This window comes from Streptomyces sp. S.PNR 29 (assembly GCF_030386795.1).
Taxonomy (GTDB): Bacteria; Actinomycetota; Actinomycetes; order Streptomycetales; family Streptomycetaceae; genus Streptomyces.
The window spans coordinates 400,712-412,825 of the sequence record NZ_JANUQM010000005.1; the positions used below are offsets into that span (position 1 = coordinate 400,712).

Consider the following 12,114-nt stretch of genomic DNA (forward strand, 5'->3'; position numbering starts at 1 on the left):
CCATGCGCGTACTCCTGACCGGACACCAGGGCTACCTGGGCACCGTGATGGCCCCGGTCCTCGCCGCCGCCGGGCACGAGGTCGTCGGCCTCGACGCCGGCCTGTTCGCCGACTGTGTGCTGGGCCCGACGCCCGCGGACCCGCCGGGGCACCGGGTGGACCTGCGCGACGTCACGGCCGAGCACGTGGCCGGGGTGGACGCCGTGATCCACCTGGCCGCCCTGTCCAACGACCCGTTGGGGTCGCTGGCGCCGGAGCTCACCTACGACATCAACCACCACGCGTCCGTGCGGCTGGCCCGGCTGGCCCGCGACGCGGGGGTGCGGCGCTTCCTGTACGCGTCGACCTGCTCGGTCTACGGCGCCGCCGGAGGCAGTGACTCGGCGCACTTGGTGACCGAGGACGCCCCGCTGCGCCCGGTGACGCCGTACGCGGAGTCCAAGGTGCGGGTGGAGGACGACCTGCACTCGCTGGCCGACGGCGACTTCACCCCGGTGTTCATGCGCAACGCCACCGCCTTCGGCTACTCGCCCCGGCTGCGCGCCGACATCGTGCTGAACAACCTGGTGGGTCACGCGCTGCTGTCCGGCGAGGTGCTGGTGCTCTCCGACGGCACCCCCTGGCGCCCGCTGGTGCACGCCGCCGACATCGCACGGGCCTTCACCGCCGCGCTGACCGCGCCGCGGGAAGCGGTGCACGACCGGGCCTTCAACATCGGCAGCGAGATCAACAACGTCACGGTCGCCGAGATCGCCGAGCAGGTCGCCGCGGCGGTGTCCGGCTCGCGAGTGGTGATCACCGGGGAGACCGGTGCCGATCCGCGGTCGTACCGGGTGGACTTCTCCCGGTTCCGCGCCGCGGTGCCCGGCTTCGACTGCGAGTGGACGGTGAAGCAGGGCGCGCTCGAACTCGCCGACGCCTACCGCGAACACGGGCTCACCCGGGAGGACTTCGAGCGACGCTTCACCCGGCTGGCCGTGCTGCGTACGGCGTCCGACGCCGGCGCCGTGGACGACACCCTGCGGTGGCGCCGGTGACCGCGTCCGGCGACGAGATGTACGCCCTGGTGGAGCGGCTGTACCCGCTCTGCCGGAGCATCACCGGCGACGGTGTGCGCGCCACCCTGGACATCGTCGGCGAGTACATCCCGCTGCAGGTGCACGAGGTGCCGACCGGGACGCAGGTGCTCGACTGGACGGTGCCGCAGGAGTGGAACATCCGGGAGGCGTACATCGCCGACTCCGCCGGCAACCGGGTCGTCGACTTCGCCGCGTCCAGTCTGCACGTGCTCGGCTACAGCGTGCCGGTGTCGGCGACCATGCCGCTGGCCGAGCTGCGCGGACACCTGCACACCCTGCCGGACCACCCGGCCTGGGTGCCGTACCGCACCAGCTACTACAAGCCGGAATGGGGGTTCTGCCTGGCCCAGGAGACCCTGGACGCGATGCCGGACGGCGAGTACGAGGTCCGCATCGACTCCACCCTGGCGGACGGCCACCTCACCTACGCCGAGCATGTGGTCCCCGGGCAGGTCCCCGACGAGGTCATCGTCTCCTGCCACGTCTGCCACCCGTCGCTGGCCAACGACAACATGGCCGGTGTGGCGGTGGCGACGTTCCTGGCCCGGGAGCTGGCGCGGCGAACGCCGTACTACACCTACCGGTTCATCTTCGCGCCCGGCACCATCGGGGCGATCACCTGGCTGGCCCGCAACGCCGAACGGGTGGAACGGGTCAAGCACGGCCTGGTGCTGGCCTGCGCCGGAGACCCGGGCCACCTGACGTACAAGCAGAGCCGGCGCGGCGACGCGGAGATCGACCGGGTGATGCGGCACGTGCTGACCGCCTCCGAACGCCCGCACCGCATCACCGAGTTCACTCCGTACGGCTACGACGAGCGGCAGTACTGCTCGCCCGGGTTCGACCTCGGCGTCGGCTCGCTCACCCGGACTCCGTACGCGGGCTACCCCGAGTACCACACGTCGGCGGACAACCTGGACTTCGTCTCCCCGGAGGCGATGGCCGACACGCTCGCCGTGTGCCGCGAGGCGTTCGCGGTCCTCGACCGCAACCGGCAGTACGTCAACCTGAGCCCTTACGGCGAACCGCAGTTGGGCCGGCGGGGGCTGTACGACGCGCTCGGCGGCCGCAGCGACACCAAGCAGGCCCAGATGGCCATGCTCTGGGTGCTCAACCTCTCCGACGGCGAGCACAGCCTGCTGGACGTCGCCGAGCGCTCCGGGCTGCCGTTCGACACCGTCACCGCCGCCGCCGACGCCCTGCACGGCGCCGGTCTGATCAAGGCATGACGCCGATGACCACCGAGGAGAGGACGACGACGCCGGCCGGATCCGCCAAGCGGGCCCTCGTCGGGCGGCTGTCCTGGGGGCTGGCCGACCAGGCGGCCTCCAGCATCAGCAACTTCGCGGTGGGCATCTACGTGGCCCGCTCGCTGGGCGTGACCGCGTTCGGCGTGTTCAGCCTCGCCTGGGTGACCTACGGCGTGGTGCTCAACGTCTCCCGGGGCCTTGCCACCGACCCCCTCGTGGTGCGCTTCAGTGGTGGTCCGGACGCGTCCTGGCGCGGGGCGGTGGCCAGGTCGTCGGGCGCCGCGCTCGGCGTCGGTGCCGCCCTCGGCGCTGCCTGTGTGGTGGTCGGCCTCGCGGTCGGCGACCGGGTGGGGCCCGCCTTCGCCTGCCTCGGCGTCGTCCTGCCCGGGCTGCTGCTGCAGGACGCGTGGCGGTTCGCGTTCTTCGCCGCCGGCGCCGGGCGGAAGGCGTTCGTCAACGACGTCGTGTGGGGCGTCGCGCTCGTCCCCGCCATGGTGGTGGCGGCCCGCGTGGGCAGCGTGTCCGCCTTCGTGCTCGCCTGGGGCGGATCCGCCGCCGTGGCCGCGGTGTACGGCTGCTTCCAGTCCGGCATAAGGCCCCGTCCCACCGGTGCGCGCGAGTGGCTTCGCGCGCACCGCGACCTCGGTACCCGGTACCTGGTCGAGAACGTCAGCAACAGCGGCGCGAGCCAGCTGCGGGCGTACGGGCTCGGCGCGATCGTCGGGGTCGGCGCGGTGGGCGTGGTCCGGGGCGCCGAACTGCTGCTCGGCCCGTTCATGGCCGTGCTGATGGGACTGTCGCTGGTCACCGTCGCTGAGTCGGCACGCGTGCTGCGGCGGGCCCCGCACCGGCTCGGCGCGTTCTGCCTCCTGCTGGGCGGCGGGCAGGCCGTCGCCGCGCTGCTCTGGGGCGGCGCGCTGCTGCTGGTGCCGGACCGGCTCGGCGAGCTCGTGCTCGGCGGTGTGTGGAGCTCCGCCTCCCAGCTCATCGTCCCGGTCACGCTCGGCGTCGCGGGCGCCGGCCTCGGCACCGGCGCGGCGGCAGGGCTGCGCGCGCTCGGCGCGGCCCGGCGCAGCCTGCGCGCCCAGCTGTTCGCCTCCGCCTGCTACGTCGGCGGCGGGCTCGGCGGAGCGGCCGTGGCCGGCACGGTCGGCTCGGCCTGGGGCGTCGCCGCGGCGACCCTCTGCGGCTCGGCTCTGTGGTGGCTGCAGCTGCGGTCCGCCCTGCGCGAGCACCACCGGAACACCCTTCGCGAAGTGAGGACGCCATGACTGCGCACCCCCGGCTGAGCATCGGCCTGCCCGTGTACAACGGCGAGGAGTACCTGGCCGAGTCGCTCGACGCCCTGCTCGGCCAGACCTACGAGGACTTCGAGCTGGTCATCTCGGACAACGCATCGACCGACGGGACCGAGGACATCTGCCGCAAGTACGCCGCGCAGGACTCCCGCATCCGCTACATCCGGCTGCCCCGGAACATCGGCGCCGCGCCGAACCACAACCATGTGTTCACCGAGTGCCGCGGCGAGCTGTTCAAGTGGGCGTCGCACGACGATCTGTACGCCCGCGACCTGCTGCGGCGCTGCGTGGAGGCGCTGGACGAGCGGCCCGAGGTGATCCTCGCGCACGCCGACCAGGCGGTCATCGACGAGGACGGCCAGGTGAAGGTCCCGTACGCGTACACGCTCGCGACCGCCTCGCCGCACGCGCCGGAGCGCTTCCGCAGCATGCTGTTCGAGCCGGGCGGCGACGACTTCTACGGGGTGATGCGGGCGAACGTGCTGCGCCGGGTGAGGCCGCACGACAGCTACCACCACGCGGACCGCACGTTCGTCGCCGAGATCGGCCTGCACGGGCCCTTCCACCAGGTGCCGGAGCTGCTGTACTTCCGCCGCGACCACCCCACCCGCGCCGAGCGGGCGAACCCGTCCAAGCGCTCCCGCTGCGTCAACCTGGACCCGCGCCGGGCGGGCCCGCTGCACCCGACATCGCGGCTGCTGGCCGAGTACGTCTGGGGCTTCGTCTCGGCGATCCGGCGGGCGCCGTTGTCCTCGGCCGAACGGCGCGAGTGCTACCGGCACTTGGCCGCGTGGATGACCAGCCGGGCCCGGCCGGGCGCCGGTGAGCGGGTCGAGGACCGCGCGCCGGTCGACCCGGCCAAGCTCTCCGTCTCGGTCGACGCGCTCGTCGCCGGCCGTGAGGGGCGGCGGACATGAAGACCGCGCCACGCGTCGGGGTGTTCGGCCTGCTCGGCTCCGGCAACCTCGGCAATGACGGGTCGCTCGAAGCCGTGCTCGGATACCTGCGCGCCGAGCACCCGGAGGCGGTCGTGGACGCGCTGTGCGGCGGGCCCGAGGTCGTCGCGGCCCGGTACGGGATCCCCGCGACACGGCTGCACTGGTATCGCGGGGAGTACCGGACCGCGTCCCGTGCGGGCGCGATCGTGGCCAAGGGCCTGGGCAAACTCGTCGACGTCTTCCGCACCGCCGCCTGGGTGCGCCGGCACGACGTGGTGATCGTGCCGGGCATGGGCGTCCTGGAGGCCACGCTGCCGCTGCGGCCGTGGGGCTTCCCGTACTCCCTGTTCCTGCTGTGCGCGTCCGGCCGGCTGCTGCGCACCCGGGTCGCGCTGGTCGGCGTCGGCGCCGCCCCGATCGGCGACCGGCCGACCCGGGCCCTGGTGCGCTGGTCGGCACGGCTGGCCGCGTACCGGTCGTACCGAGACGACCTGTCCCGTGACGCGATGCGGGCGATGGGCGTGGACACCGCACGCGACGAGGTGTACCCGGACCTCGCGTTCGCCCTGCCTGTGCCGGAGGCGAGCGCGCCCTCGGGCTCGCGGGACACGGTCTGCGTCGGCGTCATGGACTTCCACGGCGGCAACGACGACCGCGCCCGGGCCGAGGAGATCCACCGGCGCTACCTCGACGGGACGACCCGGTTCGTCCGCGCGCTGGTCGAGGAGGGCAGGCCGGTCCGGCTCCTCACCGGCGACGAGTGCGATACGTCCGTGGTCGCCGCGATCCTCGACGCGGTGGACTCGCCGCTGGTCACCGCCGCCGAGGCGGCCTCGCTGGCCGACCTGATGAAGGAGACGGCGGCCGCCGGCACCGTGGTGGCGACCCGGTACCACAACCTGGTCTGCGCGCTGAAGGCCGGCACTCCGACACTCGCGCTCAGCTACGCGGCAAAGAGCGACGCGCTCATGGACCGGATGGGCCTGGGCGCGTACTGCCACCCGGCGCGCGAGGTGGACGCCGACCGGCTGCTGGAGCAGTTCCGGGAACTGGAGCGGCGATCGGCGGAGCTGCGGCGGACCATCACCGAGCGGAACCTGGCAGCCGTTCGGCAACTCGAAGACCACTTCACCGCGTTGACCGCGGCCCTGTTCCCGGCGGCGGACCACGACCGTGCCCCCACCCTGCGGAAGGTTCCATGAAAGCGACCGAAGTCACGGAGATAGCCGGGGCGTTCCTGTTCGAGCCGACGCCGTACGCCGACGAACGCGGCTTCTTCTGCCGCACCTTCGACGCCGACGTGGTCCGCTCGGTCGGCCTCGACCCGCACGCCTTCGTCCAGGACAGCGTGTCCCGTTCGGCCAAGGGGGTGCTGCGCGGCCTGCATCTGCGCTCGGGCGCCGGCGAGGCCAAGCTGGTGCGGTGCTCGTACGGCAGGATCTTCGACGTCGTCGTGGATCTGCGGCCCAAGTCGCCGACGTACCGGAACCGGGCCTTCTTCGAGCTGTCCGGCGACACGCAGAAGACCCTGTACATCCCGGCGGGGTGCGCGCACGGCTTCCAGGCGCTGACCGACACCGCCGACACCTCGTACCGGATCGACCGTCCGCACGACCCGTCCGAGGACGTGACGATCGCCTTCGACGACCCGGAGCTGGCCATCCCCTGGCCGCTGCCGGTCACATCGATGTCCCAGCGGGACCGGGAGGCGCCGAGTCTCGCCGAGGTCCTGAAGCACACGGAGAGTTGAGGTCGGCGTGGACACCGAAGAGTTCCGACTGCCCCGGTCGCGCGCGGCGAACGAGCGGCTGCACGCCATGATCCCCGGGGGCGCGCACACCTACGCCAAGGGCGACGACCAGTACCCCGAGAACCTGGCCCCGGTCATCAGCCACGGCCGCGGTGCCCACGTGTGGGACATCGACGGCAACCGCTATATCGAGTACGGCTCCGGCCTGCGGTCGGTCAGCCTCGGCCACGCCCACCCACGCGTGACCGAGGCGGTGCGGCGGGAACTCGACCGCGGCAGCAACTTCGTCCGGCCCTCCATCGTGGAGGTCGAGGCCGCGGAACGCTTCCTGGCCACGGTGCCGACGGCCGAGATGGTGAAGTTCGCGAAGAACGGCTCCGACGCCACCACCGCCGCGGTGCGCCTCGCACGTGCCGCCACCGGGCGCCCGCGGGTGGCCCTCTGCGCCGACCACCCGTTCTTCTCCGTCGACGACTGGTTCATCGGCACCACGCCGATGTCCGCCGGTGTTCCGGCGGCGACCACCGAGCTCACCGTGGCGTTCCCTTACGGGGACCTGGCCGCCACGGAGGAGCTGCTCGCCCGGTACCAGGACGAGGTCGCGTGCCTGATCCTCGAACCCGCCACCCACACCGAGCCGCCGCCCGGCTACCTCCCCGGCCTGCGCGAGCTGGCCGACCGGCACGGCTGCGTACTGATCTTCGATGAGATGATCACCGGCTTCCGCTGGTCCGAGGCGGGCGCTCAGGGCCTGTACGGCGTCGTCCCCGACCTCTCCACGTTCGGCAAGGCGCTGGGCAACGGGTTCGCCGTCTCCGCGCTGGCCGGGCGCCGCGATCTCATGGAGCGGGGCGGGCTGCGTCACTCCGGCGACCGGGTGTTCCTGCTGTCCACCACGCACGGTGCGGAAACGCACTCGCTGGCCGCAGCGATGGCCGTGCAGACCATCTACGCCGAGGAGGGCGTCACCGCGCGGCTGAACGCCCTCGGCGAGCGGCTGGCCGCCGGTGTCCGCGACGCCGCCGCGAGCATGGGCGTCGGCGACCACGTCGTCGTCCGGGGCCGGGCCAGCAACCTGGTCTTCGCCACCCTCGACGAGAACGGGCAGCCGTCGCAGGAGTACCGCACCCTGTTCCTGCGCCAACTCCTCGCGGGCGGGGTGCTGGCCCCGTCGTTCGTGGTGAGCAGCGCGCTCGACGACGCCGACATCGACCACACCGTCGAGGTGGTGGCCCAGGCGTGTGCGGTGTACCGGAAGGCACTGGACGCCGCCGACTCCACCCCCTGGCCGGCCGGGCGACCGGTGAAGCCCGTGTTCCGGCGCTTTGCGTGACGTGCCGTCAGCGACGCTCCCGCCGACGGACGTCAGCCATCCGGTCGACCAGCCATGCGGTCGCCGGTATCACCGCCAGCGCGGTGCACCAGCCGCCGAGGACGTCGGTCGGGTAGTGCGCGCCCAGAGCGACCTGCGCCCAGCCCATGGCGGCGCCGGCAACCAGCGCCGCCGCGAGCACGAGTGACGTGCCGGCCGTCCTGCCGAGGCCGAGCCGGCCGGTCACGAGCAGCGCCACCACGAGGGCGAGCGCGGTGCAGAAGGCGGTGTGGCCGCTCGGGTAGGACAGGTTGCCGTCGCCGTGGATGGTGCGTCCCACCAGGGGCTTGAGCAGCGTGGTCGTCCCCACGGTGGTGCCGACGCCGGCAACGACCAGCACCGCTGCGCGAGGATGCCGAAGCAGCAGGCAGCCCGTCACGGTGGCCAGGACCAGGGTCGCCGCTCCGGCGGGCTCCCCCAGGAAGTCCGTGGCCAGAGCGACGTGCCGCCACGGCGGCCGCATACCCTCCACCGCCGGCTGGGTCCAGGCGTCCACCCTGCCGGGCCTGCTGTGGCCGGCGTACAGGGCCCCGAGCACGACGACCATCAGCGTGGCGAGGGCCGCGATCGGCCCGAGCCACGCGCGCAGCGGCGGGGGCAGCACCGCGGGCGCGGGCCGACCGGTCACACGCCCACCGTGTCCGGTCGGCCTGCGGCAGTTTGCCGTGATCGGTCCCGCCTCCCCACGCGTCAGTCCCTGCCTGCCACCCTGCCCAACCATGCGATCGTGGCAAACCACCGTCGGACGGTCCGCGTGTCAGCTCGCCGGTACGGCGTTACTCTCGGCTCCACCTCTGGGTGGCGTTCCCGAGAGTCGTCCACAGTTGCACGCCGTCACCGGCCGCCGCGAGTGTTGAGCAGGGTCGCAGGACTGGCAGCTCGTCCAGGACCCCCTGCCGACGGACGGGACCTTCACACTCAAGGTTCGCGTTGCCGGAGCGGTCGTGCCGGCGCTGCCCCCGGAGCGGCGGGCCGGCCGTGTGCGCGGCCTCGCCACCCGCACCGGAGTCACCGTCGACGAGCTGACGTGGAACGTGGACTAGGGAACGGCCCGAGCCGTGGTCGGCTCACCGCGCGAGCGGTCCGTCACCCTCGTGTGCCGCGACGCGCGGAAGCCCGCGGACCGACGCCGCAGTGTCCGCCTTCCGGCGGGCCCAGCCGTGACGATCACCGTCGCCCTGGCACACCGTCGCTGACCGTGGGGCGCGGCACCGAGGCCGGGACGTGCAGCACCACTTCGGTCGCCGGCTCGATCCGCTTCGAGGCAGGCTGCTCGTCCCGAACGAACGCCCCTGCTCATGTCGGACCGGCCGAGCCCCGGCATCAGGCGCTGTAGTCGTAGAATCCCTGCCCGCTCTTGCGGCCGAGGCGTCCCGCGGCGACCATGCGGCGCAACAGCGCGGGCGGGGCGTAGAGGGGTTCCTTGAACTCCTCGTACATCGACTCGGCGACAGCCTGGGCGGTTTCGAGCCCGATGAGGTCGAGCAGACGGAGGGGGCCCATCGGATGGGCACAGCCCAGTTCCATGCCACGGTCGATGTCCTCGGCGCGGGCGGACCCGGACTCGACCATGCGTACCGCGGCCAGCAGGTAGGGCACCAGGAGTGCGTTGACCACGAAGCCTGAGCGGTCGGTCGCCTCCACGGCCTCCTTGCCCAGGTGCTCGCAGGCGAAGGCACGGGTCCGTACCACCGTGTCGGAGCTCGTGGTGAGCGCGGGGATGATCTCGACCAGTCTCTGCACCGGTACCGGGTTGAAGAAGTGCATGCCGATGACCTGCGCGGGCCGCCCGGTGCTGACAGCGAGGTCGACGATCGGGATCGACGAGGTGTTGCTGGCGAGAACCGCCAGGGGATCGGTGACGACCCGGTCGAGGGCGGCGAACACGCCGGTCTTGAGGTCGCGGTTCTCGGCGACGGCCTCGATGACGAACTGACGGTCCGCCATGGCGCCGAAGTCGTCGGTGACCGTGAGACGGGCGCGTGCGGCATCCCGTGCGGCTTCGGTGATCCTGCCCCGGCGCAGTCCGCGGTCGAGGGATGCTTCGACACGTCGGCGGCCGGCTCGGGCGGCTTCCGGGGAGGACTCGGTGACCAGGACGTCGACGCCGCCGAGGGCGGCGACTTCGGCGATGCCGGAGCCCATGAGGCCGCAGCCGACGACGCCGAGGCGGGAGATGGTTTCCATGTGATGGTCCTTGGGATGGAGGGATTTTTCCTCGCCCGCCGCGATCACGAACCGACGGCGGCGTCCGGGCGAGGCCGCCGGTAGGGCTTCAGTGCGCGGCGTGCGATGGCGAACCGGTGCGTCTCGGAGGGGCCGTCGTAGATGCGGAAGGGCCGCACGTCCCTGAAGAGACGGGCCAGGGGGGCGTCCGCGGCCGAGACGCCGAGCGCTCCGCAGATCTGCACCGCCCGGTCGACCACTCGGTTCACCGCCTCCGCCACGAAGGTCTTGGACATGGAGCTGAGCTGCGGGGCGGCCGCCGAGCCGGTGTCCAGTTCCCAGGCGGTCCGAAGGATGAGCGCGCGACTGGCCTCGATGTCGATCTCGGAGTCGGCCAGCATCTGCTGCACCATGCCGAGGTCCCCGAGCACCGAGCCGAAGGCCGTCCGGCTTCCCGCCCGTTGCAGCGCGATGTCCTGAGCGCGGCGGGCGGCTCCCAGCCAGCGCATGCAGTGCGTCAGACGGGCGGGGCCGAGCCGGACCTGGGCGCCTTCGAAGCCGTGGTCCACCGTGCCCAGCACCTGGTCGCCGCCGACCACGCACCCTTCGAAGACGATCTCGCAGTGCCCGGCGAAGAAACCTTCGTCCAGGGTCTCGATGTCCCGTACGACGCGCATGCCGGGCGTGCCGGCGTCGACCAGGAACATGGTGGCGCCGCCCGGGTCTCCGGGGCCGCCGGTGGTGCGGGCCATGACGATGGTGAAGCCCGCGCCGTTCGCCCCGGTGATGAACCACTTGCGTCCGTCGATGCGCCATCCGCCGGGCACCCGGGTGGCGGTGGTGCGCAGGGACCGGGGGTCGGCGCCCGCTCCCGGGGCCGGTTCGGTCATCGCGAAGCAGGACCGGCACTCGCCGGAGGTGAGCGGACGCAGATAGCGCTTCTTCTGCTCCTCGGTGGCCACCTTCTCCAGCAGGTGCATGTTGCCCTCGTCCGGGGCGGCGCAGTTCAGCGCCAAGGGGCCGAGCAGGGAGTACCCGGCGGCTTCGAACACCGCCGCCTGTCCGCGCAGGTCGAGTCCGTGCCCGCCCCACCGCTTCGGCACGTGCGGCGCGAAGACTCCCGCCTCACGGGCACCTTTCTGCAGGGACTCGCGCAGGGCCTCGGGAGCGTCGTGCACGGATCCGCCGCACTCGCGCTCGGCCGGGATCACCACCTCGCGGACGAACTCGGCGGTGGTCTCGGCGAGTCGGGCGACGAGTGGGTCGACATCGAACTGGACAGGCACGGTTCCTCCCGCCGACGGGCGTACGGGCGCCCCTGCCCGTCGCGACCTAGAAACTGTACAACGTCTCCAGTATCTTGCGGAGCCCGAGTGGCAGCCGGTGACGTTGGGAGACGACCGCCATGAGCACACCGCCGGTCCGGGTGGTCCGCCACCCCGATGGAGTCGCGGAGTTGAGACTGGACGATCCGGGGCGGGGCAACGCCCTGGATCTCCCGACGGCCGAGGCACTGCGGGACCGCGCCGCCGAGGTGGCCGCGGACCCGGGTGGGGCGGTGCTGCTCCGGGCGTCGGGCCCCACCTTCTGCGTGGGTGGTGACCTGCGCGCCTTCGCCGGTCGCGGCGCGGGCACCGGTGCCTACGTGCACGCGGTCGCGACCGCCGCGCACGCGGCGGTGCTGACCCTGTACGACCTGCCGGTGCCGGTCGTGACCGCCGTGCGCGGCGCCGCGGCGGGGGGCGGCATCGGCCTCGCGCTCGTCGGCGACATCGTCCTGGCCGCCCGGTCGTCACGGTTCCGGCTGGCGTACACGGCGGTGGGCCTCACTCCGGACTGCGGGGCGTCGTGGCTCCTGCCGCGCCTGGCGGGTCCCCGGCTGGCGGCCGAGCTGATCCTGACCGACCGGGTCCTGACCGGCGAGGAAGCCGAGCGCCGCGGTCTGGTCACCCGGACGGTGGGCGACGACGACCTGGACGACATCGCGCACCGGACCGCCGCCGAACTGGCCGCCGGGGCGGGCGAGGCGCTGCGCGCGGCGAAGGGCCTGCTGCGCGGTGACACCGGCGACGACCTGCGCCGTCATCTCGCCGAGGAGGCTCAGTCGATCGCGGCTCTGGCGGACGACGCGGAGGCGCAGACCCGCATGGCGGCGTTCCTGGCCGCGCGGGCCCGCACGAGAGGTGGCGACCACACCGCACCGCGAGAGCCGGAAAGTGTTTCTTGAGTCCCTCTTCACTAACAGCCCCGCCGGAGCGTAA

The 12,114-nt window shown here is 72.8% G+C and carries 11 protein-coding genes; 8 read left to right on the top strand and 3 right to left on the bottom strand.

Features of this window, described 5'->3' with window-relative positions:
• Nucleotides 1-2: 2 nt before the first annotated feature.
• From NW895_RS16720 to NW895_RS16750, 7 genes are read left to right on the top strand one after another with little or no spacing between them, the layout of a single operon-like run.
• Nucleotides 3-1,037: an SDR family oxidoreductase gene (locus tag NW895_RS16720; protein ID WP_289936341.1), complete on the top strand. Its 1,035-nt coding sequence runs from the start codon at nt 3-5 to the stop codon at nt 1,035-1,037.
• The gene (locus tag NW895_RS16725; protein WP_289936343.1) at nt 1,025-2,308 is read left to right on the top strand and encodes a DUF4910 domain-containing protein; all 1,284 of its coding nucleotides are present in this window, start codon (nt 1,025-1,027) and stop codon (nt 2,306-2,308) included. The genes NW895_RS16720 and NW895_RS16725 overlap by 13 nt, the downstream gene beginning before the upstream one ends.
• 5 nt (nt 2,309-2,313) lie before the next feature.
• Entirely contained in the window at nt 2,314-3,600 is a 1,287-nt protein-coding gene (locus NW895_RS16730) for a hypothetical protein (protein WP_289936519.1), read from the top strand.
• The gene (locus tag NW895_RS16735; protein WP_289936344.1) at nt 3,597-4,544 is read left to right on the top strand and encodes a glycosyltransferase family 2 protein; all 948 of its coding nucleotides are present in this window, start codon (nt 3,597-3,599) and stop codon (nt 4,542-4,544) included. The genes NW895_RS16730 and NW895_RS16735 overlap by 4 nt, the downstream gene beginning before the upstream one ends.
• Nucleotides 4,541-5,767: a polysaccharide pyruvyl transferase family protein gene (locus tag NW895_RS16740; RefSeq protein WP_289936345.1), complete on the top strand. Its 1,227-nt coding sequence runs from the start codon at nt 4,541-4,543 to the stop codon at nt 5,765-5,767. Before NW895_RS16735 ends, NW895_RS16740 begins: the two co-directional genes overlap by 4 nt.
• Nucleotides 5,764-6,315 (top strand): dTDP-4-dehydrorhamnose 3,5-epimerase, encoded by a 552-nt coding sequence (gene rfbC, locus NW895_RS16745; protein ID WP_289936346.1) that lies wholly within the window; start codon nt 5,764-5,766, stop codon nt 6,313-6,315. Before NW895_RS16740 ends, rfbC begins: the two co-directional genes overlap by 4 nt.
• 7 nt (nt 6,316-6,322) lie before the next feature.
• Nucleotides 6,323-7,648 (top strand): glutamate-1-semialdehyde 2,1-aminomutase, encoded by a 1,326-nt coding sequence (locus NW895_RS16750; RefSeq protein ID WP_289936347.1) that lies wholly within the window; start codon nt 6,323-6,325, stop codon nt 7,646-7,648.
• 7 nt (nt 7,649-7,655) lie between these two features.
• Here the strand turns inward: NW895_RS16750 and NW895_RS16755 are convergent, their stop codons facing one another.
• The 3 genes from NW895_RS16755 to NW895_RS16765 form a co-directional block, all read right to left on the bottom strand.
• Entirely contained in the window at nt 7,656-8,315 is a 660-nt protein-coding gene (locus NW895_RS16755) for a phosphatase PAP2 family protein (RefSeq protein ID WP_289936348.1), read from the bottom strand.
• 695 nt (nt 8,316-9,010) lie between these two features.
• Nucleotides 9,011-9,874: a 3-hydroxybutyryl-CoA dehydrogenase gene (locus NW895_RS16760; RefSeq protein ID WP_289936349.1), complete on the bottom strand. Its 864-nt coding sequence runs from the start codon at nt 9,872-9,874 to the stop codon at nt 9,011-9,013.
• 44 nt (nt 9,875-9,918) lie between these two features.
• Nucleotides 9,919-11,139: an acyl-CoA dehydrogenase family protein gene (locus NW895_RS16765; protein WP_289936350.1), complete on the bottom strand. Its 1,221-nt coding sequence runs from the start codon at nt 11,137-11,139 to the stop codon at nt 9,919-9,921.
• Between the two features lie 119 nt (nt 11,140-11,258).
• Here NW895_RS16765 and NW895_RS16770 point away from each other — a divergent pair, with 119 nt between their 5' ends.
• Complete coding sequence (locus tag NW895_RS16770; RefSeq protein WP_289936351.1) at nt 11,259-12,080, top strand: enoyl-CoA hydratase/isomerase family protein; 822 nt, start codon at nt 11,259-11,261, stop codon at nt 12,078-12,080.
• Nucleotides 12,081-12,114: the final 34 nt, after the last annotated feature.

Excerpts from the sequence above, each read along its gene's own strand:
- NW895_RS16720 (WP_289936341.1), top strand. The coding sequence starts at position 3 with ATGCGCGTACTCCTGACCGGACACCAGGGCTACCTGGGCACCGTGATG.
- NW895_RS16730 (WP_289936519.1), top strand. The coding sequence starts at position 2,314 with ATGACCACCGAGGAGAGGACGACGACGCCGGCCGGATCCGCCAAGCGG.
- NW895_RS16735 (WP_289936344.1), top strand. The coding sequence starts at position 3,597 with ATGACTGCGCACCCCCGGCTGAGCATCGGCCTGCCCGTGTACAACGGC.
- NW895_RS16740 (WP_289936345.1), top strand. The coding sequence starts at position 4,541 with ATGAAGACCGCGCCACGCGTCGGGGTGTTCGGCCTGCTCGGCTCCGGC.
- rfbC (WP_289936346.1), top strand. The coding sequence starts at position 5,764 with ATGAAAGCGACCGAAGTCACGGAGATAGCCGGGGCGTTCCTGTTCGAG.
- NW895_RS16760 (WP_289936349.1), bottom strand. The coding sequence starts at position 9,874 with ATGGAAACCATCTCCCGCCTCGGCGTCGTCGGCTGCGGCCTCATGGGC.
- NW895_RS16770 (WP_289936351.1), top strand. The coding sequence starts at position 11,259 with ATGAGCACACCGCCGGTCCGGGTGGTCCGCCACCCCGATGGAGTCGCG.